Origin of the sequence: Brevundimonas sp. NPDC046655 (genome assembly GCF_044901625.1) — a bacterium.
GTDB lineage: Bacteria > Pseudomonadota > Alphaproteobacteria > Caulobacterales > Caulobacteraceae > Brevundimonas.
Genome location: NZ_JBJDPV010000001.1, coordinates 574707 through 597145 on the forward strand (window position 1 = coordinate 574707; position 22439 = coordinate 597145).

Below are 22439 nucleotides of genomic sequence, written 5' to 3' on the forward strand. Positions count from 1 at the left end.
CGAGGTCGTAAACCCGCCCCGCCGCCTGAACAGAAAAGGGATCAGGCCAGGGTGCGAACGGCTGGCTCCCGCGCCCACTGACGAGTGCGGGCTGGCGGCAGGAAGTCCCCTGCCTTGGCCGCAGACAGGTCGACGACCCCTTCATCGGGCTTGATCCCGGCCCGATCCAGAAGGGGGCCGACCTCGCGCGTATGTCCGATGGCCTTGAGGTGACCGAAGGCGTCCCTGAGGAAGTCCACCGCCGCGCCCTCCTTCAGAAGCTGGGCGCACCCGTCTTCTGACAGGATGACGGCCACGGCGTCGAACAGCACAGACGGGCTCCCCGCCAGCTGGCCGTCTGCAGGGAGAAGGGATCCGTCCGACAGTTTCGCCCCGCCGATCTTCGGGGCGACGATGAAGATCGCGCCGCCGTCGCCTTCCACCGCCTTGCGGACACCCGCGACAATCGCGCCGTCAGAGCCGTCAGCGACCAGGATCGCGACCTTGCGGCCCTTCAGGCTGTCCGGATACTTGCCGACAATCCTGAGGGCCGGTGAGGCTTCAAGGTCGATGGGCGTCGCGGCCGGCTTGGACGCCTTGGGCAGAGGCAGGCTCATGCCGTCCGCCACGCGCTTGGCCAATCCCTCGTCGACATTGCGGAGATTGGCCAGGACGCGCGCCCGGACGTGGTCGAGCGTCACCTTCGACAGTTCGAAAACGAGGGCGCTGGCCAGGTGGGCCTGTTCGATCTCCGTCTGCGACCGGAAGAAGAGCCGGGCCTGGCTGTAGTGGTCGGCGAAACTCTCGGCGCGCAGCCTGACCTTCTCGCCCTCCATCGGCACGGCGGCGGTGCGGAAGCCGCCTCTCGGGTCCTCGCGCGGCCCGCCCTCCTCTCCCGCCTCGGCCAGACTGTTGGGTTCGTAGTTGGCGCGCCCCTTGAAGACCTGGGTCTGCATATGGCCGTCGCGCTGGAAGTTCTGGAAGGGACACCCCTTGGCCTGGTTGATCGGGATCTGATGGAAGTTGACGGTTCCCAGCCGCGATAGCTGGGTGTCCTGATAGGAGAAGAGCCGCCCCTGCAGCAGGGGGTCCTCCGAGAAGTCGAGGCCCGGCACGATGTTGGTGGGCAGGAAGGCCGCCTGCTCGGTCTCGGCGAAGAAGTTGTCGGGGTTCCGGTTCAGCACCATGCGGCCGATGACCCGCAGAGGATGATCCTCCTCAGGGATCAGCTTGGTCGCATCGAGAATATCGAACGGCAGGGCGTCGGCCTCGGCCTGGTTCAGGAGCTGGACGGCGAATTCCCATTCAGGGAAGTCGCCCTGATTGATGGCCTCGAACAGATCGCGGCGATGATAGTCCGGGTCGGCTCCGGCGATCTTGACCGCCTCGTCCCAGCAGGTGGACTGGGTCCCCAGCCTGGGGCGCCAGTGGAACTTGACGAAGGTCGCCTCCCCCTTTGAGTTGATCAGCCGGAAGGTGTTGACGCCGAAGCCCTCGATCATGCGCAGCGACCGCGGAATGGCCCGGTCGGACATGGCCCACATCACCATATGGGTGCTCTCGGGCATCAGGCCGATGAAGTCCCAGAAGGTGTCATGGGCGCTGGCCGCCTGAGGATAGCCGCGGTCCGCCTCCATCTTCACGGCATGGATCAGGTCAGGGAACTTGATCGCGTCCTGGATGAAGAAGACGGGGATGTTGTTGCCGACCAGGTCCCAGTTGCCCTCGGGCGTATAGAATTTGACGGCAAAGCCTCGGACGTCGCGCGGCGTATCCACCGAGCCCGCGCCTCCGGCGACCGTCGAGAAGCGCGTGAAGACCTCGGTCTTTTTTCCGACCTCGGTGAGGATTTTGGCCGTTGTGTAGTCTTCCAGACTCTCGGTGAGTTCGAAAAAGCCATGGGCGGCCGATCCGCGTGCATGGACGATCCGCTCCGGAATACGCTCATGGTCGAAGTGCTGGATCTTCTCGCGCAGCACGAAGTCCTCAAGCAGGGTCGAACCTCGGGGTCCAAGCTTCAGTGAGTTCTGGTCGTCGCTGACCGGCGCGCCGTGGTTGGTCGTAAGGCGCGCTTCAGGCGCTGAAGCGGTCTGGTGGAGTTCGCCGCCCTCACCGGGGCGGGCGTCTGCAGCGGGCGACTTGGGCATGGGGGGTCCTTCAGTCAGGTTGTCCAACGACAGGGTGATGCCGGCGATAGCGGGCGCGCCTAGGCGGGTGCGCCGCATAGCGGCGCTTTCGGGAGGCGAGACCGGTCGTCTGCAGACTCCTCCCAGGGGGAGTGCAAAGACCTAAAACGTCCTTCCCTCAGGTCCCTATGTCTGGAAGGCGACATAGCGCTCCCTCAAGCAGGGACGCCCAACCCGACGATCCGCCCCATCTCTAAATATGCGACGGTTTGTCAGCCCAGATTGACGTCCGCTACGCCGCCAGCGTCAGGCGTGCTCCTGGTCAGGTTCGCCTTGAGGATCTGGTAACCGAAGCCGAGCACACCCGCGTCCGAAACCCAGACCCGCCCGTCATCGCCATCAAAGCGTATGAGCGTCAGATGCGGATCGGCCTTTCCATCGGGATACCAGGCCGCAACGACCGGGTTCCAGAAGCGGTCGATGCGCTCGCGGTCCAGATCGATCGCCAGCCTCCCGTGAATACAGGCCTGAAGCTTCTCGTCCCTGGCCTGGTAACAGAACATTCCCATCTGACCGCCGGCGGCGACATCTCGCGCGAAATCCGTGTCGTTGCGCGTGAAGAACCAGATCGTCCCGGTTTCGGGCTCGCCAAATCCAGTCATCGGCTGGTGATGATACCCCGGTCGTTCGATCCCCAGCATGCCCGTGTTGGACCGCTCGAGGCTTTTCCAAAACGCCGTCTCCGCCTCGGCTGGAGTCAGATGATCACTCATGAAACGTCTCCTTTTGTCAGCGATCAACCGATCGGCCGGAAACAGGTTCCTGAGCACACAAGGCGGCACAGCGGCCTCGCCCCGGCGCCGCCTGCGCCCAACACGACCATCGCGCGCCGTCTCGACCGTCTTCGCCTGTCCAAAGGACGCCTTTCGTGAACAGAACACCAAGACCGAAGAGCACGAAGTTCACCCAGTCTTATGCGTCCCCCAGCCAGCGATGACCGTCGGCGAGGTGGGCGGCCGGTGCGCAGTTCTCATCCCAAGGCAACAATGCCTTGGGCGAGGACGCCAAGGCTAACCAGAGTGAAGATGGCGGTAGCGCAAATCACGAGGATCAGCAGTTTGCATCCAGAACGCTTCATCGACACTCCCGGAGCCTTGCGAAACGCGCAAAGGGGTTGGGGAGACCTGTCCCACCGCCGAGCCTGGAAAACCGACCCGAGCCTTCACGACGGCGGACTGAAACACGGAAGGGAAACATGGCGACCAACATAGGTTAGAACGCACAGGCATTATTCAGTGTAACCATGATGCATTGCAGGCCGAGACCATCCGGGCGCCTGCGACTGGAAGAGATCGGTAGCGCACGCCGCAAACTCCCGCCTTTTGGTCTGAGAGCTTTGCCGTGGTCTATTTCTGCTTGATCGAAACCGGTGGCCCGACCGCCTCGCACCTCGAGGTCCTGGAAGCCGAATGCGCCCAGGCCGCCACAAGGGAAGCCGAACGGTTGATGGCGCGGCACGCCAGCGCCGTCATGGTGCATGTGATCCACGGTGAAGAAACCGTGGCCTCGATCCCTGCAGCAATCGCCACGGCTGGGTTCGACGGGGCCGATGGATCAGGCTCGGGCGTCTAGTCGACGCTGCCCCCCTCCCGTCGTGCCAAAAATATCATCAAGCGGTGATCGCTTGGGATCGAACAGGTCTCGAGGCGCCAGAACCATTTCAGGATGCTTCAGCGAAATCCGCAGAAACTACCGCCTTTGCCCCTTTTCCCGGATTGCTCCGAGTTCGGAGCATTCGACGTCACCAAATCCCCAACAACCAACTGAACTTTATAGAAAATAATGGTAGGCGGCGACGGGTTCGAACCGCCGACCCTCTCGGTGTAAACGAGATGCTCTGACCAGCTGAGCTAGCCGCCCTCATGAAGTGTGCGTCAGGCGCGCTTAATGCCTGTGTCCACTCAGCCGTTCAAGGCGCTTTTCAATCCTTCCCCAACCCGGAAGCGGGCGGTGCGCGACGCCGGGCGGGCGATGGCCTCGCCGGTCTGCGGATTGCGGGCGGTTCCGGCCTTGCGCTCAACGGCGATGAAGCTGCCGAAACCAACCAGGCGCACGTCGCGGCCCTTGGTCAGAGAAGCGGTCACATTGTCGGTGAAGGCTTCCAACGCCAGCTTGGCCTGGTCGCGGCTGATGCCTGCAGCCTCGGCCATGACGCCGATCAACTCGGTCTTATTCATCGGTTCTGCTCCCCAGCAAAAATCCCCGAGGCTCACTTAAGGCCTTCCTGACGCTGAGGTCAAAAGCAACGCGGCCCGGGTCGCCCCGAGCCGCGCGCTGTCGATCAGATTGTCGTCGGATCTAGTGGCTGACGGCGGCGCCGTCCGGCGTCGACGGAGCCTGCGGCGCGGGCAGCAGCGGCTCGGCCGTCTCGTCCCACTCCACCGGCGTCAGCGTGCCGGTCAGGGCCCACTTCAGCGCCTCGTCGGCGGTCGAGATCGGCACGATCTCCAGCGCCGACTTCACGTTCTCCGGCACGTCCTCAAGGTCCTTCTCGTTCTCCTGAGGGATCAGCACCGTCTTCACGCCGGAGCGCAGGGCCGCCAGCAGCTTCTCCTTCAGGCCGCCGATGGCGGTCACCCGGCCGCGCAGGGTGATCTCGCCGGTCATGGCGATGTCCTTACGGATCGGGATGCCTGTCAGGACCGAGACCATGGCCACGGTCATGGCCACGCCGGCCGAGGGGCCGTCCTTGGGCGTGGCGCCGTCCGGCACGTGGACGTGGATGTCGGTCTTCTCGAACACTGGCGGCTTCACGCCGAAGCTGAGAGCGCGGCTCCGGACGTAGGAGGCGGCTGCGGAGATCGACTCCTTCATCACCTCCTTCAGGTTGCCGGTCACGGTCATGCGGCCGCGGCCCGGCATCTTGATCGCCTCGATGGTCAGGATGTCGCCGCCGAACTCGGTCCAGGCCAGACCGGTGACGATGCCAACCTGATCCTCGGCGTCCGTCTCGCCATAGCGGAACTTCTTGACGCCCGCATATTCAGCCAGCTTGGCCGCGTCCACGGTGATCGATACGGCCTTGGTCTTGGCCATCTCGCGCACGGCCTTGCGGGCCAGACCGCCCAGGGCGCGCTCCAGCGAACGCACGCCGGCTTCGCGGGTGTAGTAGCGGATCAGGTCGCGGATCGTCTCTTCCGGGACGATCAACTCGCCTTCCTTCAGGCCGTGGTCCTTGAGCTGCTTGGGCAGGACGTGGCGCCTGGCGATCTCGACCTTCTCGTCCTCAGTGTAGCCGCTGACCCGGATGATCTCCATCCGGTCCATCAGAGGCTGAGGCATGTTCAGGCTGTTGGCCGTGGTCACGAACATGACCTGCGACAGGTCGTAGTCGACCTCCAGATAGTGGTCGCCGAAGGTCGAGTTCTGCGCCGGGTCCAGCACTTCCAGCAGGGCCGACGACGGGTCGCCGCGCCAGTCGGAGCCCAGCTTGTCGATCTCGTCCAGCAGGACGAAGGCGTTGGTCGTCTTGGCCTTCTTCATCGACTGGATGATCTTGCCGGGCATCGAGCCGATGTAGGTCCGGCGGTGGCCGCGGATCTCGCTTTCATCACGCACGCCGCCCAGCGACATGCGGACGTATTCACGCCCGGTCGCCTTGGCGATGGACTGGGCCAGCGAGGTCTTGCCGACGCCCGGAGGGCCGACCAGGCACAGAATCGGGCCCTTCAGGCTGCCGGTGCGCGCCTGGACAGCCAGATACTCGATGATCCGTTCCTTGACCTTCTCCAGGCCGTAGTGGTCCTCCTCGAGGATGTCCTCGGCCTTCTGCAGGTCGATGGGCTTGGTCTTGGCCTTGCCCCAAGGCACAGACAGCAGCCAGTCGAGGTAGTTGCGCACCACGGTCGATTCCGCCGACATCGGCGACATGTTGCGCAGCTTCTTCAGCTCCGCCTCGGCCTTGGCGCGCGCTTCCTTGGACAGCTTGGTCTTGCGGATGCGCTTTTCGAGTTCCAGCAGTTCGTCGCGCGAGTCGTCGGTCTCGCCGAGCTCGCGCTGGATCGCCTTCATCTGCTCGTTCAGATAATATTCGCGCTGGGTCTTCTCCATCTGGCGCTTCACACGCGAGCGGATCTTCTTCTCGACCTGAAGGACGCTGATCTCGCCCTCCATCAGGCCATAGACCTTCTCCAGGCGCGCCGGCACGGCGATGGTTTCCAGCAGGCCCTGCTTGTCGATGATCTTCACCGACAGATGCGCGGCCACGCTGTCCGCCAGCTTGGACGGATCGCTGATCTGCGGGATGGAGCTGAGGGCCTCGGGCGGGACCTTCTTGTTCAGTTTCACATAGTTTTCGAACTGCTCGATTACCGCGCGCAGCAGGGCTTCGCTCTGCGAGGCGTCGCCTTCCTCGTCGGCGATCTCGACGGCCTCGGCCTCGTAATAGTCCTCACGGTCGGTGAAGCGCGTCAGGTGGGCGCGGCCCTTGCCCTCGACCAGCACCTTCACGGTGCCGTCGGGCAGCTTCAGCAGTTGCAGAACCGTGGCCAGCACGCCGGTCTGATAGATGGCGTCGGGCGCGGGATCGTCGTCGACGGAGTTCTTCTGGGTGGCGAGCAGGATCTGCTTGTCGCCCTTCATGATCTCGTCCAGCGCCCGCACGGACTTTTCGCGTCCTACGAACAGCGGCACGACCATGTGCGGAAAGACCACGATGTCTCTCAGCGGCAGGACGGGGAGGATTTTGCTCTCGGTCATGATGCGTACTTTCCAGGGCCTTCGTGGATCTCCGGCCCACTGAACCGACCCGTCTCGGCGCGAATGCGTCGACGTCTCGACTCAGCCCGCCATTATCGGCGGCTTTCGTATGAGTATGTGGCGCTGCGAACGCCGTGTTCAAGCGTAGCGGACGCAAGGCCCACAGAAGCGTGAAACGGCGGTGACGCTGAACGGCCCGCCCTGCGCTCTCATCGAACGCGGTCAGATCGTGCCGTCACGCCGTTCTTGCGGCGATTTCGCGCCCAAGCCCCCTGTGGCGCCGTTTCATCAGAGGACGAAGCGAAAGGGGCGGCCCGTCGCCGGACCGCCCCCTGCGTCTGTGACAGTCGTCAGCCTCAGGCGGCGCCGTCGGCCTTCTTCTTGGAGGCTTCCGAGTAGATCAGCAGCGGCTGGGCGCGGCCCTCGATCACCTCGGCGTTGACCACAACCTCTTCGACCCCTTCGAAGGTCGGCAGTTCGAACATGGTCTCCAGCAGGATGCCTTCCAGAATGGAACGCAGGCCGCGGGCGCCGGTCTTGCGGGTGATCGCCTTCTTGGCCACCGCCGACAGGGCGTCGTCGGTGAAGGTCAGCGTCACGTTCTCCATCTCGAACAGGCGCTTGTACTGCTTGACCAGGGCGTTCTTCGGCTCGGTCAGGATCTTGATCAGCGCCGTCTCGTCCAGGTCCTCGAGCGTCGCCAGAACCGGCAGACGGCCGATGAACTCGGGGATCAGGCCAAAGCGCATCAGGTCGTCAGGCTCCACCTGCTTCAGGATCTCGCCGGTGCGACGCTCGTCGATCTCCTTGACCTTGGCGCCGAAGCCGATCGAGGCCCCCGCCCCACGGGCCGAGATCACCTTTTCAAGGCCGGCGAAGGCGCCGCCGACGATGAACAGGATGTTGGCGGTGTCGACCTGCAGGAACTCCTGCTGCGGATGTTTACGGCCGCCTTGCGGAGGCACGGAGGCGACGGTGCCTTCCATGATCTTCAGCAGGGCCTGCTGCACGCCTTCGCCCGACACGTCGCGGGTGATCGACGGGTTGTCCGACTTGCGCGAGATCTTGTCGATTTCGTCGATGTAGACGATGCCGCGCTGGGCCCGCTCGACGTTATAGTCCGAGGCCTGAAGCAGCTTCAGGATGATGTTCTCGACATCCTCGCCCACGTAACCGGCTTCAGTCAGGGTCGTGGCGTCGGCCATCGTGAAGGGCACGTCGATGATGCGCGCCAGCGTCTGGGCCAGCAGCGTCTTGCCCGAGCCGGTCGGCCCGATCAGCATGATGTTCGACTTGGCAAGTTCGACGTCGTTGTTCTTCGTCGCGTGGTTCAGGCGCTTGTAGTGGTTGTGAACGGCGACGCTCAGTACCTTCTTGGCGTGGCTCTGGCCGATCACATAGTCGTCCAGGACGTCGCGGATCTCCTTCGGCGTCGGAACGCCGTCCTTGGTCGTCTTGAAGGCGATCTTGTGCTCTTCGCGGATGATATCCATGCACAGTTCGACGCATTCATCGCAGATGAACACCGTCGGTCCCGCAATCAGCTTGCGGACCTCATGCTGGCTCTTTCCGCAGAACGAGCAATACAGGGTGCTTTTGGCGTCGGTGCCGGCGGCTTTGGTCATAGACCCTTCTCACTCCCGCGATCCGGCCCGACATGGGACGAAAGGCGCTTCCTTCGCAACTGATCCGTGAATCTGTGCACGAAGGTCTTCAAAAAAAGACAATCACCCATCACACGTTCCGCCACAAGCCTGTTGCGACGCGACAACGCATTGAAGTGTCGCGAACAGGTACGGACCGAACAGTTTCTATGGGGATCACGGCTAATGTCTGACATGGGCGCCGCACACTCGTTTCGCCAGTCCGCGCCGGAAGGTCGTCCGATCGTCGCTTTCGACTTCGACGGCACCCTGACGATTCGCGACAGCTTCACCGCCTTCCTCCGCTGGCGGGCGGGCGCGGCGGGCTGGGCGATCGGTCTGGCGAAGATGGCTCCGGCGCTGGCCGCCTACATCAGCGACCGCGACCGAGGACGCATCAAGGCCGCCTCGGTGCGTGAATTCCTGCACGGCCTGGAGCGTCAGGCTCTGGAGGCCGAGGCCCAGCGTTACGCCGATCAGGTCTGGGACCGCTTCATGCGGCCAGACGCCCTCGCCTGCTGGAAGGCCTGGGGCGACAAGGGCGCGCACCGCGTCATCGTCACCGCCTCGCCGGAAACGACCGTCGCTCCGTTCGCCCGCCGCCTGGGGGCCGAGGGGCTGCTCGGCACGCAGCTTGTCTTTGATACTCAGGACCGCGTCACCGGCGCCTTCGTGGGAGAGAACTGCCGAGGCGAGGAAAAGGTGCGCCGCCTGCGCGCGGCCTATGGCGACGACATGACGCTGGCCGCCGCCTACGGCGATACCTCCGGCGACACCGAGATGATCGCCATCGCCGGGGAAAAGGGCTTCCGCGTCTTCACCGGCCGCCCCTGATCGCGAGGCCGTTGCGGTCAGTGACCGTCGGCGTCCACATCGAAGACCATGGGCTTGCCGCGCGAGGTGGGGTTCCACCCCGCCTCCATCGACGAGATCACGGCGTTGCGAACGGCGTCGACGTTGACCCGCTGCTTCTCGACATCCGGCCGGCCATTGGGGCGCAGAGGCGGCGGGAACTGGATGATGGCTTCGCGCTTGAAGTCGACCAGGCACAGGGTGACGGCCATGCCCTCCCACTGCCCGCCCGACTTGGGCTGGGGCTGTCGGCGGATCTCCCACTCATAGATGTCGCCGTCGACTTCAACGGTGCCTTTGGAATCGCGCGTGTACTGCATGAGCGCCTGATAGCACGCGCCCTGAAACGATTCGAGGCGGAGCCCGTCGCCGGACCCCGCCTCGCTCATCTCAGGTCCTGAAGCTCAGGCTCAGGGGGCCTTGACGCCGTCCGCGTCCGCCTCGGTGCGCTTGTCGTAGACGTGGTCCACGATGCCCCAGGCCTTGGCTTCCTCGGCGGTCATGAAGTGGTCGCGGTCCAGGGTGCGCTCGACTTCCTCATAGGTCCGACCCGTGTGGTGGACATAGATCTCGTTCAGGCGACGCTTGGTGGCGATGATGTCCTCGGCGTGGCGCTCGATGTCCGAGGCCGTGCCGCGGAAGCCGCCCGAGGGCTGGTGCACCATGACCCGTGCGTTCGGCAGGGCGATGCGCTGGCCGGCTTCACCGGCCGTCAGGATCAGCGAACCGGCCGAGGCGGCCATGCCCATGACCACGGTCGAGACCGGCGACTTGATGTATTGCATGGTGTCGTAGATCGCGAGCGCCGAGGTCACCTGACCGCCGGGGCTGTTGATGTACATGCTGATTTCCTTCTTCGGGTTCTCCGATTCCAGGAACAGCAGCTGGGCGCAGATCAGCGAGGCCATGCCGTCCTCGAACGGGCCGGTCAGGAAGATGATCCGCTCGCGCAGCAGGCGCGAAAAGATGTCGAACGACCGTTCGCCGCGGCTGGATTGCTCCACCACCATCGGCACCAGGTTGTTGGAGATGTAGTCGATCGGATCGCGCATGAAGGCCTTTTTCGAATTCTGCCGGCGCGACTCGCTGCCGCGACCTTAGTCGCCAAGATATCACCACCCGACCCGCACGGCGCAAGGGTCGCGAGGACTGCTTCTGCGCTCGCTCAATCGGATTCAGGAGCCGCCGCTTGAGCGCGCTTCTGATCCCGCGCCATCAGCCCCTGGATCTCTCCGGCCTGATGCGTCGCCGATGCTTGATTGAGCTCGGCGCCATACAGGGCCCTCAGATAGGCCATATCCCAGTCGCTCAGGCCCGGAGTCTGCTGCGGATTACGGAACAGGTTGAGGATGGAATCGTAGCCCTGGGTGTCAGCATCCGGATCGACCTGTGAGAACGCCACCATGGCGGCATAGTCAGCGATCTGACGCATATCCAGACCATCGGCCGAGGCCATATCCACGATGATGATGACGCGGCTCAAGTCGTTCCGGATTGTCGTGCGCAGGCGACCGGACGTCGCCTTGGCGACCATCGGCGCACTCTCTCCGGGCAGCCGGACGGCGACCGCACCCGTCTGGGAGTCGACCGGCACGCTGATATGCCACCAGCGCACGGGGTCCGTATTGCTCTGAAAGGCCTCGAGCGCGGCCCGGCTTCGGCTCATGCCCGACCCGCCCGGCCAGAAGACGTTGCGACGGGCCTCGACCAGCCCCCGCGCCATCGCGGGGCCGTCATCCGTTCCGATAATCAGGATGTTGGGCCGACAGCCCGGCTCCCCGGGTTCGAGGCCGATTTCCATCGCCACTTCGGAAACGCGGTCCGCGAGGTACTGCGCCGCGTCGCCCCTTAGATTGGCCACGCCGACACAGATGTTGTCCTGCCATCTCGCGGGTCCACGCCCGACCGGCGGAGCAGAGACCTCGTCAATAAAGCCCTGCACCTGCTCGTCCAGACGACGCCCCCGCACCAAGACATCCTCAAGTTCGGTCGTGGCCTGGACTCCATCGGCTTGCTGTGACTGCGCCCGTTCGGCAGGCGCGATCATCATCGTCATGCTCATCAGGACCGCTGCGAACACTGCACCCATTACCGCCCTCCGGATTTCGTTGTTACGTTACTGAAATCAGCATGCAGGCCGGAATGAGGCTCTGGGCGACGCACAGATTAATTCTTGGTCAGAACCAGTGAAAAAGCCCTCGCGCCGAAACGCGAGGGCCTGTTCATCATCTGCAGTTGGCGAAGAGGGGCTTAGCCCTCGTCTTCTTCCTTCAGCAGCTCTTCCTTCGAGATCGGCTTGTCGGTGACCTCGGCGACGCCGACGATCAGGTCGACGACCTTCTCTTCATAGATGGGCGCGCGCAGCTGGGCGGCGGCGTTCGGGTTCTGGCGATAGAAGTCCAGAACCATCTTTTCCTGACCCGGGTAGTTGCGGGCTTCGGCCATGATGGCGCCCGACAGTTCCTGGTCCGTCACGCCGACATTGTTGGCGCGGCCGATTTCGGCGAGCACCAGGCCCAGGCGCACGCGGCGCTCGGCGATCTTCTTGTACTCGGCCTTCAGTTCGTCTTCCGACTTCTTGGCGTCCTCTTCCGGCAGACGGCCGGCGTCCTTGTCAGCCGACACCTGGGCCCAGATGCCTTCGAACTCGGCGTCCACCATCTTCGGCGGCAGGGCGAAGTCGTGGGCTTCGTCCAACTGGTCCAGCAGGGCGCGCTTCAGCTTGAAGCGGGCGGCGCCGGCGTATTGCTGGTCCAGGTTGGCCTTCAGCAGCTCTTTCAGCTTGTCCAGCGACTCCAGGCCGATGCGGGTGGCGAACTCGTCGTCGATCTTGGCTTCGGCTTCGGCCTTGATGGCCTTGACCTTGACGTCGAACGTGGCGGCTTTGCCGGCCAGGTTCTTGGCCTGGTATTCTTCCGGGAAGGTGACCTCGATGGTCTTCTCTTCGCCGACCTTGGCGCCCTTCAGCTGCTCTTCGAAGCCCGGGATGAAGCGGTTCGAACCGATCACCAGGTCGGCGTCCTCGGCCGAACCGCCTTCGAACACTTCACCGTCCAGCTTGCCGACGAAGTCGATGGTCAGCTGGTCGCCTTCGGCGGCCTTGACCGACTTGCCGGTCTTGTCTTCGTAGGACTTCGCCTGCGAGGCCAGTTCCTTCAGGGCTTCGTCCAGGTCCTCGTCCGAAGCGGTGTAGGTCGGACGCTCCAGCTTCAGGGTCTTGGGGTCGACCGGGGTGAAGTCGGGCATGACTTCCAGCGACATTTCATAGGCCAGGTCTTCCTGACCGGCGATGACCTTGTCCATGTCCGAGACCAGCTTCATCTCGGCCGGAGCGGCCGGACGGATCTTGGCTTCGTCCAGGGCCTTCTGGCTGGTTTCGTTCAGCGAGGCGTTGATGATTTCGCCCATGAAGTCACGGCCGAAGGTCTTCTTGACGTGGGCGGCCGGCACCTTGCCCGGACGGAAGCCCTTGAGCTTCATCTGGGGCGCGACTTCCTTGATGCGCGCTTCAAGCTTTTCGTTCAGCTCGGCTACCGGGATGGTCACCGCGATCACGCGGCTGAGGCCTTCGTTCGACTTTTCGACGACTTGCATGGTCGGGATTCTGACGCTCTGGGGCGACGCCGGACGGCGCGCGGTGGATAAAGCAATAGGGCCGCCCTTTTGGAGCGGCTCCTCGAAGCCCGCCCTTATGTCGAGAAGGGGCGGAAAGGTCAACGCACGCGGGTTCCTTTGGCGTCTTCGCCTCGCTATCTGAAGAACCATGAGCCAGTCCCCTGCCCCCATCGGCGTCTTCATCACGCCCGTCACGCCGCTGCAGCAGAACTGCACGACGGTCTGGTGCACCAGAACCAACAAGGCCGCCGTCATTGATCCCGGCGGCTCGGTGGATGCGATTCTGGGCGAGATCGCGCGGCGCGGCCTGACGCTGGACGCCATCTGGATCACCCACGGCCACCTCGACCACGCCGGCGCCGCCGCCGAGATGCAGGAAAAGTCCGGCGTCGACATCATCGGCCCCCAGGCCGAGGACCAGTTCTGGATCGACCTGATTCCCACCCAGGGTCAGAAGTACGGCCTGCCTGACGTGCGCAGCTTCACCCCGACGCGCTTCCTGAACGACGGCGAGACCCTGACCTTGGGCGAAACGACCTGGGAGGTCGTCCACTGCCCCGGCCACACCCCAGGCCACGTCGTCTTCTTCAACCGCGAGGCCCGCTTCGCCCAGGTCGGCGACGTCCTGTTCCAGGGCTCGATCGGCCGCACCGACTTCCCGCGTAGCGACCACGGCGCCCTGCTGCACGCCATCACGCAGAAGCTATGGCCCCTGGGCGACGACGTGACCTTCGTCCCGGGCCACGGCCCCCACTCGACCTTCGGCGCCGAGCGACGCAGCAACCCCTACGTCTCGGATCAGGCCATGTCGCGCGCGCCGATCGCCCGTCCGGCGAGCGGTCCGTCCTGATCTAGCGCGCGGCCAGCAGGCCGATGATCACTCCGATTCCCAAGGCATAGAGCGTCGCCCGCATCGGCTCGTCCCGGATGGCGTCGCGCACCCGTCTGACGCATCGATCAGCCCAGACCCTCGCCTCGGCCGCGTCTTCGCGCACCGCCGCCCGCAAGGGCCTTGGCGAGGCGCCACGCACCAGAATGGCGTCGGCCTCCTCTTCCAGCGTCTGCGAACGGTAGGAACTGCCGTTGACGATGTCTTCCGGCGAGGGCGTGGACGCATAGGGATCAGGCATGTCTCAAGTCCTTTCGGGGATGGCCGATCAACCCGCCGCGCCCGCCGGGGTTCCGAGCCCGTCCCGGGCGCGGCTCATCCGCCGTGGGTCGCGCGGGTCGGCGAACGAGGAAATCATCCTTCCCCGGAACCTAGACCTTCCGACCGGGTTCATCAGCCAAGCGCCGCCGTCTTAGAAAGGAACAACCGATGGCCGAAGGTCAGCCCACCCGCGGGTCGGGTGTTTCCAAACGAGGATTCGCCTCGATGGACCCCGAACGCCAACGCGAGATCGCCCGCAAGGGCGGGGCCAGCGTCCCCAGCGAGAAGCGCAGCTTCTCTCAGGACCGCAGCCTGGCCGCCCAGGCGGGCCGCAAGGGCGGCGAGGCCTCGCATGGATCTCGCAGCAAGACAGACAACGACGCCCCCAAGGGCTGAGATCGTCTGCATCATGCATTGAAGCGGCGCGCCCTTCGGCGCGCCGCTTTTTTTTACGCGCTACTGGTCTCCGCCCTAATCTTCCGCCGCCAGTAGCGCCAGAGCGACTGCCGGGGACGCGCTGACCTCGAACGCCTCCAGACGCCACCCGCCCGCCGAAGCCAAGGCTCGAACAGAGGCTTCGTCATACTTGCGCGAACTCTCGGTGTGGATGGTCTCGCCCTCGCCGAAGCGGAAGGCCAGCTTGCCCAGGCGCACCGTCATCGGCCGGACGGCCCGCAAGTGCATCTCCATCCGCGAATGCTCGGCGTTCCAAAGCGCCACATGGTCGAAAGCCTCGGGCTCGAAATCCATGCCCAGGTCGCGATTGGCGCGAACCAGGAGGTTGCGGTTGAAGGCCGCCGTCACCCCATGGGCGTCGTCATAGGCCGCAATCAGAACCTCTGGCGACTTCACCAGGTCGACGCCGAGGATGAACAGGCTCCCTTCGCCCAACACCTGCCGTGCCGACCGCAGCAAGGCCACTGCGGCCTCTGGCGTCAGATTGCCGATGGTCGATCCCGGGAAAAAGCCGATCCTTCGCCCCTGCCCGGCCTTGTCCGGCGGCGGCGCCAGATGCTCGAAGTCGCCGACCACCGGCAGAACCCTCAGGCCCGGATAATCGGCGCCAATACGCTCGGCCGCCTCATTCAGCGCCGTCGGGCTGATGTCGATGGGGACGTAGGCCGCGAGGTCTTGTGCCGCGTTCAACACGATCCGCGTCTTCTCGCTGGCCCCAGAGCCCAACTCGACCAGCACCGCGTCCGGGCCGAAGCGCTCGGCCCATTCCGGCGCCACCCGCCGCAGCAAGGCCGCCTCCTGCCGGGTGGGATAGTACTCCGACAGACGGGTGATTTCCTCGAACAGCCGCGACCCTTCGGCATCATAAAACCACTTGGGCGGCAGAGCCTTCACCCGGCGCGACAGGCCGTCGATCATGTCCTGACGAAAGGCGTCGTGCGCGCCCGTCTCCTCGACCAAGGCTCCGTCCGCCGCCAGACGGACCCCCGCGAACATCCAGCGCTGATGGGGGTAGTAGAAGTTGCGATAGCTGGGCCGCGTATGCTCCTCGGGCGTGGCGAACGCCCCGCCACGCAGGACCATCTGATTGGCCATGAACTTGCCGTTGTACTCCGCCGCCGTCCCCTCGGTCGGACGGAACCCCGGATAGGGAGCATAGGCGCTGGCCGTCCATTGCCAGACCTCGCCCGACAGGTTCGAGAAGGCCCCGGCTGAGGCCCGCGCGGCCTGCTCCCATTCCGCCTCGGTCGGCAACCGCCGTCCCGACCATCGTGCAAAGGCGTCGGCCTCGTAGAAGCTGACGTGGCGCACCGGCGCGGCTGGATCGACGGGTCGCCGCCCCGCCAGGGTCATGACGCTCCACCCTGCCGCCTCCTCCCGCCAATAAAGGGGCGACGTCCAGCCCTCCGCCTTCACACGCGCCCAGCCGTCCGACAGCCAGAACTCAGCTCGCCGATAACCGTCGTCGTCGATGAAGGCGATCCAGTCCGCATTGGTCGTCAGGTCGGCGGCCAGCGAGAAGGGCTCCAGCCAGACCTTATGGACGGGTTTCTCGTTGTCGAAGGCGAAGTCGTCCTCGCCCGCGCCGATCTCCGCCAACCCGCCTTCGAATGAAACCCACCCCTCGCGCCGCTCTTGTAGCGACTTTGCGCGCGGCTCGAACTCATAGGCCGCCGGATCCAGCGGCGAACGCGCCATCAGGTTCAGCAGGTCCATCAGGAAGAGTTCCTGATGTTGCTCTTCATGGTTCAGGCCCAGCTCGAACAGATAGCGTTCAGACCCGTCGTCCAGTCCCTCGGCCAGCCGCGCCTCCATGCGAAGGTCTATCTCGTCGCGATAAGCCATGACCTCCGCCAGCGAGGGGCGGGTCATCAGCCCCCGCTCTCCCCGCTCGACCCGTTCGCCCAGGGTCTCATAGTAGGAATTGAACAGCCGGTTCAGGCGCTCATCAACGGGAACATAGCCCGCCCGCCGCGCCAGGATCATCGCCTCAAAGAACCAGCTGGAATGGGCCAGATGCCACTTGCCCGGACTGGCCTCCGGCATGGACTGGGCGGCCAGATCCTCCGCCGACAGCCCCGAAGCCAAATCCGGCATGCGAGCCCTCACCCGCCGATAGACCTCGACATCCCGTCCAGTGATCGTCGTCGCCCGCACGGCTTGGGTCATTGATCTCTCGAAGGAAAGTCTTGTCCAGCTCTCTTGAATGCAGGCTGGCGCAACCCGGTTCCGCTGGGCCGCTTCCCGCTCGCTCGGCGGAACGGTCGCGACGAGGCGACGTTTCTGACACTCACGACCCGCGCTGGGGGCGCGCGGCCCAGACTTCAGGACTCCCGTTGCATGCCCCATGTTCGCGTGCCTGACGGGCCGCAGGACAATGGCCCGCGTCGTACCGCCTCCCGTCGCCCCGTCGGCATTATCGACCCGGTCGACTGGCGCGATGCGATGACCAACTTCCTGCCCTCTCTGCGCGCCTTCGCCTTCTCCCTGTCGCGCAATGCGGCGGACGCTGACGACCTGGTGCAGGAGACCCTGACCAAGGCCTGGGCGCACCGGACACGGTTCGAGCCAGGCAGCAATCTGCGCGCCTGGCTTTTCACCATCTTGCGAAACAGCTGGTACACCGGCGCCGCCAAACGCCGTCGTGAGGTGCTTGACGAAGAAGGTCGCTACGCAGCCGGCCTGACGGCGGAACCCAGCCAGGAATGGACAGCTGAGTTAAGATCCTTGCAAGCGGCGCTGAACGCCCTTCCCCCAGAACACCGCGAGGCGATCGTCATGGTCGGCGCAGTGGGCCTGTCCTACCAGGAGGCGGCCGAAATCTCGGGCTGCGCCGTCGGCACGATCAAGAGCCGCGTCAACCGCGCCCGGCATCGGTTAGCGACACTGCTGGACATGGAAGTGCCTCTGGAAGCTGTCCAAAATGTAATCGGGAATGACAGCTAGGCAGAGGGAACGAGGGCAGATTTCCCAAGTTGATGATTCAGTTTTTGGGAGAGTCGATCATGATGAACCCCCTGCATATGCCCCCCCGAGAGACGTCCGCCCCGGACGCGCCGTCGTCAGCCCAATCCAACAGACCAGAAGTCAGAAAATCCGGCTTCGCCAACTGGATTCGGCAGCACTTCGGCTCAGAGCCGCCGCATCGCCACAGCGAGAATTTCTTCATCAGCGACGTGACCGAAGGCGGCATCGGCTCGCACCACCGGCATCAGCTGTTCCGGCCCGACAAGCGGCATTGACGAACACGGTCGGCGGTTAAGCAAGAGGGGCCATGGCGAACGCCACGGCCCCGATCTTTTTCTAGCGACGCAGACCGCCGTGCAGAGCGTACTCCAGCCGCGCGATGGTGCGGTTGTGCACCTCGTCAGGCCCGTCGGCGATCCGAAGCGTGCGCACCGTGGCGTAAAGCTCAGCCAGAGGCGTATCGCCAGACACGCCGGCTCCGCCGAAGGCCTGGATGGCGTCGTCGATGACCTTCAGGGCCATGCGCGGCGCGGCGACCTTGATCTGGGCGATCTCCGACTTGGCGCCCTTGGCCCCGACCTCGTCCATCATCCAGGCGGCTTTCAGCACCAGCAGGCGGCACATCTCGATATTGGTGCGCGCCTCGGCCACGCGCTGCTCCCACACCGAATGCTCGGCCAGGGACTTGCGGAAGGCGGTGCGGCTCAACAGCCTCTCGACCATCAGCTCCAGCGCCTTTTCCGCCGCGCCGATCACACGCATGCAGTGGTGAATACGGCCCGGGCCCAAACGCCCCTGAGCGATCTCGAAGCCCCGCCCCTCGCCCGCGATCAGGTTCGAGGCGGGCACGCGGACGTTCTCCAGCACCACCTCGGCGTGGCCGATCGGCGCCTCGTCATAGCCGAACACCGACAGCATCCGCTCGACGCGGAAACCGGGCGTGTCCGTCGGCACGATGATCTGGCTCTGCTGCTGGTGCGTCGCCGCCTCGGTATCGGTCTTGCCCATGACGATGGTCATGGCGACGTTCGGGTGCGCCATATTGGTCGACCACCATTTACGCCCGTTGATCACATAGTGATCGCCGTCACGGACGATGCTGGTCTGGATGTTGGTCGCGTCCGACGAGGCAACCTCGGGCTCGGTCATCAGGAAGGCTGAACGGATCTCGCCCGCCATCAGCGGCGCCAGCCAGCGCTCCTGCTGAGCGGCGTCGCCATACATGTGCAGGACCTCCATGTTGCCGGTGTCAGGGGCGTTGCAGTTGAACACCTCAGCCGACCACAGGGCCCGGCCCATCAACTCGGCGATGGGCGCGTACTCCAGATTGCTCAGACCCGCGCCGTGATCCCCCGGCAGGAACATGTTCCACAGCCCTTCGGCCTTCGCCCTGGACTTCAGTTCCTCCATCACCGCCGGCTGGGTCTTCGGATCGGCATGAACCTGGGCGCGGTACTCGGCTTCACGCGGCAGGACCTGTTCGTCCATGAAGCGGCGCACGCGTTCGCGCCAGTGCAGGCCGCGCTCGCTCGGCTGGAAATTCATAGGCTGCTCCTCCGACAGCAAAACGGCGCGGCCCCGGGGGACCGCGCCGTGATAATTCTGACTGCTCAGAAACGCATCAGCGCTTCAGCAGCGGCGCCAGCTTCTGGGCGATCATCATGTCGCCGGCGATCTTCAGCTTGCCCTGCATGAAGGCCATCATCGGATCCAGCTTGCCTTCCGACAGGGCGACGAAGTCATCCCATTTCATCGAAACGGTGGCGTCAGCAGGCTTGTCTTCGTTGGTCACCGAGTTGGGCACCGAAGCCCCGTCGATGAAGATCTTGCCGACGTCGCCGAGGTCCAGCTTGACGGTCTTGCCCAGGCCCGAGTTGTCGCCAACGGCGTTACGGATGTGATCAGTGACGGCGTTAAGGTCCATGTGCGTCTCTCCCAAGAGCAAGATTGAGGCGCAGGCGTAGCCCGCTGCGAGGGCGGCGCCAAGATCACGCTAGGGAAAGCGGCGACCGGTCGCGCCGTGTCGCCGCCCCGCCGATCCCTAGAAGCTGGCCTTCAGCCCGACCACGAAACGGTCGTCGGTCAGCGGTCCGTCCACGTCCGTGTCATGGTAGCGCACGTCCACCGCCAGATTGTCCGTCAGGGCATAGGCCACGCCCAGGTTCCATGTGGCGTAGTCGCTGCTCACGTCCAGCCACTGATGGCCGACCGCGCCCGAGACCGTCCACTTGTCCGCCAGGGCGTAGGCGGCGTTGGCTTCCAGATAGGTCGCGCTGTCGTCCACGCCGAAGAAGTCCGGCGAATAATAGACCGCAGCCCCCAGGGTCGCCGGTCCGACGGCCCGCGAAGCCGCGGCCTTGAACTCGACGAAGTTGTAGTCCGCGCCGCTCGGCTCATTGACGTAGAAATAGCCGAGCACGCCGAAGTCCAGCGCATAGCCCGCCGCCTCGGTGCGATAGCCGCCGTAAAGATCGATTTCGGCGTCGGTGTCGTCCCCGAAGTCGACCATGGACGCCCAGGTTCCGGCGTAGAAGCTGCCGAACGTGGCGTCGATCCCGCCCTGAAGCGCCGGATCCTCATTGGTCTGGCTGGCGCCGCGGAAGACGTAGTCGCTGACCACGCCGATGTTGAACGCCACCTCGGGCTGCGTCTGCGCCTGGGCCGAGCCCGCGCCGAACAGAACCAGCGCGCTGGCGCCGATAAGAGCTAGTTTCATGACATATCCCCTCATTGTCTTTTGATTGCCGCACGTCTGCCCGCAAGTCGTTGATGAAAAGCGACCGACGAGCCTTGTGCGAAGGTTAAATCCCTGGCGGGACGCGGCGGGGAGGCGCCGCGTCCCGCCCCCTCGCCTCAAACGCCGTCCAGCACTTCGCCGTGCAGGTGGGCGTCCAGGCCTTCCGTCTCCTGCTCGTCGGTGACGCGCAGGCCCGTCGTGTATTTGCAGATCAGCAGGATGATCAGAGTGCCGACCGCGCTCCACAGGATGGTCCAGACCAGACCCAGGGCCTGAGCCCCGATATTGGCCCCTTCCGACAGGCTGTTGATCGCCGTCGAGGCGAAGACGCCCGTCAGCAGAGCGCCGACCAGACCGCCCGCGCCGTGCAGGCCGAAGGCGTCCAGGCTGTCGTCATACTTGAGCAGTTTCTTCAGCCAGACCGACGAGACGTAGCAGGCCGGACCGGCGATCAGGCCGATGATGACCGCCCCCTTGGGATCGACAAAGCCCGCCGCCGGCGTGATCGCGACCAGACCTGCGACCACGCCCGACAGGACGCCGATCAGCGACCACTTCTTCTTGTAGACGACCTCGACGAACTTCCAGGCCAGCGAAGCCGCGGCCGCCGCCAGCAGGGTGTTGATCAGGGCCGCGCCCATCAGGCCGTTGGCCGCCCCCGCCGAACCGGCGTTGAAACCGATCCAGCCGACCAGCAGCAGCGAGGCGCCGATCATCGTCAGAACCGGGTTGTGCGCCGTGATGGGCTCGACGCCGTAGCCCTTCCTCGGCCCGAGGAACAGGGCGCAAACCAGACCCGCCACCCCCGAGTTGACGTGCACCACGGCGCCGCCGGCGAAGTCCAGCACGCCCTGCGCGCCCAGGAAGCCGCCGCCCCAGACCCAGTGGGCGATCGGCGCATAGACCACCAGCGACCACAGGGCCGTGAACAGCAGCATGCCCGAGTACTTCAGCCGTTCGGCGAAGGCCCCGGTGATCAGCGCCGGGGTGATGATGGCGAAGGTCAGTTGGAACGACACCCAGAGGAACTCAGGAATGCCAGGCAGCAGGCTGTGCGCCGTGTCGACCGTCACCCCGTTCAGGAACAGGGCGTCCAGGCTGCCGATGTACTGATTGACCCCGGCGTCGCCGTTCGTGCCGAAGGCGATGGTGTATCCGGCGATGAACCAGGTCAGCGACACCACGGCGAAGGCGGCGACCGACTGGGTGATCGTCGCGATCACGTTTTTGCGGCGCACCATGCCGCCGTAGAAGAGCGCCAGACCCGGCAGGGTCATCAGCAGGACCAGGGCGGTGGACGTCCCCAGCCAGGCCGTGCCCGCAGCGTCCAGCTCCAGCGGAACCTGATGTGAAAACAGCGCCGGAGCAGGCTCCGACGCTGTTACAGCGGCACTGGCGACGTTGGCGACGACGGCGGCGTCGGGCGCTGCGAGCGCCGCGCCGACCGCGAATAGCCCCCCGGTGAGACAAAGCAGGGCGAGAAGCCCCGGTAAGCTGTTTTTGAACTGCGTCATGCGCGTATCCCCTCATGCGTTTCGCAATTGCGAACTGTTTATTGCATCCGCGAACTCGACAAGAGGAAAAATGCGGCGACCTGAGAATTTTTCACCGCGCAGTCATGAAGCGAGACAGCATCACGGAATGAAATTCCCTCAAACTCGAGAGAAGTGGAATCTTCCACCAACAACCAGCGCTCTGACACATCCCTGCGCCCCCAAATCACCAAGTTGACAGGTTTTTACGATTGCGCGCTCGGCATCCCCCTAGGATGGCCTTCAAAGCTGATGCGAGAGGCCCCGCAGTGAACCCTCAACTGTCGCCCGACGACGCTCATTTGAACCGCCTGTGGAACGAGACCTTCGGCCAGCCCATGCCGGTCATCGGCGCCCCGGATGTGGTGCGGCGCATCCTGCTCCAGAACGGCGTCCCGGCCAGAGACCTGAACCATTCCACTACGAGCACACCGCAACCCTCGCTCGCCCCGAAGGGCGCCAAGGCGAAAGATCGGCAATGACAGGAAGTTTCTGGCGGAGACGGAGGGATTCGAACCCTCGGTACCCCTTACAGGGTACGACGATTTAGCAAACCGTTGCCTTCAGCCACTCGGCCACGTCTCCGGCAGGCGGCGTGGATAGCGAGTCCTTGGACGCTGCGCA

22 protein-coding genes and 2 tRNA genes are annotated in these 22439 nt (G+C 64.7%); 7 read left to right on the plus strand and 17 right to left on the minus strand.

All coding sequences use genetic code 11. The features are described 5' to 3' along the window. Positions 1 to 41: 41 nt before the first annotated feature. Both ACI2KI_RS02740 and ACI2KI_RS02745 read right to left on the minus strand, forming a co-directional pair. On the minus strand, positions 42 to 2126 hold the full coding sequence (locus ACI2KI_RS02740; RefSeq protein ID WP_404617531.1) for a catalase: 2085 nt from the start codon (positions 2124 to 2126) through the stop codon (positions 42 to 44). Between the two features lie 251 nt (positions 2127 to 2377). Then, the gene (locus ACI2KI_RS02745) at positions 2378 to 2878 is read right to left on the minus strand and encodes a pyridoxamine 5'-phosphate oxidase family protein (RefSeq protein ID WP_404617533.1); all 501 of its coding nucleotides are present in this window, start codon (positions 2876 to 2878) and stop codon (positions 2378 to 2380) included. Positions 2879 to 3506: 628 nt separating this feature from the next. On the opposite strand from ACI2KI_RS02745, the gene ACI2KI_RS02750 reads away from it, so the two are divergent. Continuing rightward, on the plus strand, positions 3507 to 3737 hold the full coding sequence (locus ACI2KI_RS02750; protein WP_312061920.1) for a hypothetical protein: 231 nt from the start codon (positions 3507 to 3509) through the stop codon (positions 3735 to 3737). Between the two features lie 211 nt (positions 3738 to 3948). On the opposite strand, the gene ACI2KI_RS02755 is transcribed toward ACI2KI_RS02750, so the two are convergent. The 4 genes from ACI2KI_RS02755 to clpX all read right to left on the minus strand — a co-directional run bounded on the left by ACI2KI_RS02755 (position 3949) and on the right by clpX (position 8488). Beyond that, a tRNA-Val gene (locus ACI2KI_RS02755) sits at positions 3949 to 4025 on the minus strand. A 41-nt stretch (positions 4026 to 4066) separates the two neighbouring features. Further along, positions 4067 to 4342 carry an HU family DNA-binding protein gene (locus tag ACI2KI_RS02760; protein ID WP_312061919.1) on the minus strand — a complete coding sequence of 92 codons (276 nt, stop codon included), beginning with the start codon at positions 4340 to 4342 and terminating at the stop codon, positions 4067 to 4069. A 121-nt stretch (positions 4343 to 4463) separates the two neighbouring features. Further along, positions 4464 to 6863: an endopeptidase La gene (lon, locus tag ACI2KI_RS02765; RefSeq protein ID WP_404617535.1), complete on the minus strand. Its 2400-nt coding sequence runs from the start codon at positions 6861 to 6863 to the stop codon at positions 4464 to 4466. A gap of 356 nt (positions 6864 to 7219) precedes the next feature. Continuing rightward, positions 7220 to 8488, minus strand: coding sequence for an ATP-dependent Clp protease ATP-binding subunit ClpX (clpX, locus tag ACI2KI_RS02770; protein ID WP_404617537.1), 1269 nt, complete (start codon positions 8486 to 8488; stop codon positions 7220 to 7222). Between the two features lie 204 nt (positions 8489 to 8692). Between clpX and ACI2KI_RS02775 the strand changes: the two genes are divergently transcribed. Further along, positions 8693 to 9340 (plus strand): HAD-IB family hydrolase, encoded by a 648-nt coding sequence (locus ACI2KI_RS02775; RefSeq protein WP_404617539.1) that lies wholly within the window; start codon positions 8693 to 8695, stop codon positions 9338 to 9340. Between the two features lie 17 nt (positions 9341 to 9357). Here the strand turns inward: ACI2KI_RS02775 and ACI2KI_RS02780 are convergent, their stop codons facing one another. The 4 genes from ACI2KI_RS02780 to tig form a co-directional block, all read right to left on the minus strand. After that, positions 9358 to 9678 carry a hypothetical protein gene (locus ACI2KI_RS02780; RefSeq protein WP_292082902.1) on the minus strand — a complete coding sequence of 107 codons (321 nt, stop codon included), beginning with the start codon at positions 9676 to 9678 and terminating at the stop codon, positions 9358 to 9360. Between the two features lie 90 nt (positions 9679 to 9768). Continuing rightward, positions 9769 to 10410 carry an ATP-dependent Clp protease proteolytic subunit gene (locus ACI2KI_RS02785; RefSeq protein WP_292082903.1) on the minus strand — a complete coding sequence of 214 codons (642 nt, stop codon included), beginning with the start codon at positions 10408 to 10410 and terminating at the stop codon, positions 9769 to 9771. Positions 10411 to 10523: 113 nt separating this feature from the next. Next, entirely contained in the window at positions 10524 to 11447 is a 924-nt protein-coding gene (locus tag ACI2KI_RS02790; protein WP_404617541.1) for a hypothetical protein, read from the minus strand. A 161-nt stretch (positions 11448 to 11608) separates the two neighbouring features. Then, the gene (gene tig, locus ACI2KI_RS02795; protein ID WP_404617543.1) at positions 11609 to 12952 is read right to left on the minus strand and encodes a trigger factor; all 1344 of its coding nucleotides are present in this window, start codon (positions 12950 to 12952) and stop codon (positions 11609 to 11611) included. Between the two features lie 169 nt (positions 12953 to 13121). On the opposite strand from tig, the gene ACI2KI_RS02800 reads away from it, so the two are divergent. Then, the gene (locus ACI2KI_RS02800; protein WP_312061907.1) at positions 13122 to 13823 is read left to right on the plus strand and encodes an MBL fold metallo-hydrolase; all 702 of its coding nucleotides are present in this window, start codon (positions 13122 to 13124) and stop codon (positions 13821 to 13823) included. 1 nt (position 13824) lies between these two features. Here ACI2KI_RS02800 and ACI2KI_RS02805 read toward each other — a convergent pair whose 3' ends face one another. After that, positions 13825 to 14103, minus strand: coding sequence for a hypothetical protein (locus ACI2KI_RS02805; protein WP_404617545.1), 279 nt, complete (start codon positions 14101 to 14103; stop codon positions 13825 to 13827). Positions 14104 to 14291: 188 nt separating this feature from the next. On the opposite strand from ACI2KI_RS02805, the gene ACI2KI_RS02810 reads away from it, so the two are divergent. Next, complete coding sequence (locus tag ACI2KI_RS02810; protein ID WP_292082909.1) at positions 14292 to 14519, plus strand: general stress protein; 228 nt, start codon at positions 14292 to 14294, stop codon at positions 14517 to 14519. Between the two features lie 75 nt (positions 14520 to 14594). On the opposite strand, the gene egtB is transcribed toward ACI2KI_RS02810, so the two are convergent. Further along, a complete protein-coding gene (gene egtB, locus ACI2KI_RS02815) occupies positions 14595 to 16748 on the minus strand; it encodes an ergothioneine biosynthesis protein EgtB (RefSeq protein ID WP_404617547.1) in 2154 nt (717 codons plus the stop codon). Positions 16749 to 16919: 171 nt separating this feature from the next. On the opposite strand from egtB, the gene ACI2KI_RS02820 reads away from it, so the two are divergent. Together ACI2KI_RS02820 and ACI2KI_RS02825 are read left to right on the plus strand one after the other, a co-directional pair. Then, positions 16920 to 17525 carry a sigma-70 family RNA polymerase sigma factor gene (locus tag ACI2KI_RS02820; RefSeq protein ID WP_312061900.1) on the plus strand — a complete coding sequence of 202 codons (606 nt, stop codon included), beginning with the start codon at positions 16920 to 16922 and terminating at the stop codon, positions 17523 to 17525. Between the two features lie 59 nt (positions 17526 to 17584). After that, on the plus strand, positions 17585 to 17821 hold the full coding sequence (locus ACI2KI_RS02825) for a hypothetical protein (protein ID WP_404617549.1): 237 nt from the start codon (positions 17585 to 17587) through the stop codon (positions 17819 to 17821). A 61-nt stretch (positions 17822 to 17882) separates the two neighbouring features. On the opposite strand, the gene ACI2KI_RS02830 is transcribed toward ACI2KI_RS02825, so the two are convergent. From ACI2KI_RS02830 to ACI2KI_RS02845, 4 genes are all read right to left on the minus strand, one after another. Then, a complete protein-coding gene (locus ACI2KI_RS02830) occupies positions 17883 to 19091 on the minus strand; it encodes an acyl-CoA dehydrogenase family protein (RefSeq protein ID WP_404617551.1) in 1209 nt (402 codons plus the stop codon). Between the two features lie 76 nt (positions 19092 to 19167). Then, positions 19168 to 19470, minus strand: coding sequence for an SCP2 sterol-binding domain-containing protein (locus tag ACI2KI_RS02835; protein ID WP_312061895.1), 303 nt, complete (start codon positions 19468 to 19470; stop codon positions 19168 to 19170). A gap of 117 nt (positions 19471 to 19587) precedes the next feature. Further along, the gene (locus tag ACI2KI_RS02840; RefSeq protein ID WP_292082915.1) at positions 19588 to 20262 is read right to left on the minus strand and encodes a TorF family putative porin; all 675 of its coding nucleotides are present in this window, start codon (positions 20260 to 20262) and stop codon (positions 19588 to 19590) included. A 137-nt stretch (positions 20263 to 20399) separates the two neighbouring features. Then, positions 20400 to 21797: an ammonium transporter gene (locus tag ACI2KI_RS02845; protein ID WP_312061893.1), complete on the minus strand. Its 1398-nt coding sequence runs from the start codon at positions 21795 to 21797 to the stop codon at positions 20400 to 20402. 287 nt (positions 21798 to 22084) lie between these two features. On the opposite strand from ACI2KI_RS02845, the gene ACI2KI_RS02850 reads away from it, so the two are divergent. Continuing rightward, entirely contained in the window at positions 22085 to 22297 is a 213-nt protein-coding gene (locus ACI2KI_RS02850) for a hypothetical protein (protein ID WP_404617553.1), read from the plus strand. Between the two features lie 11 nt (positions 22298 to 22308). Here the strand turns inward: ACI2KI_RS02850 and ACI2KI_RS02855 are convergent. Further along, positions 22309 to 22400, minus strand: a tRNA-Ser gene (locus ACI2KI_RS02855). Positions 22401 to 22439: the final 39 nt, after the last annotated feature.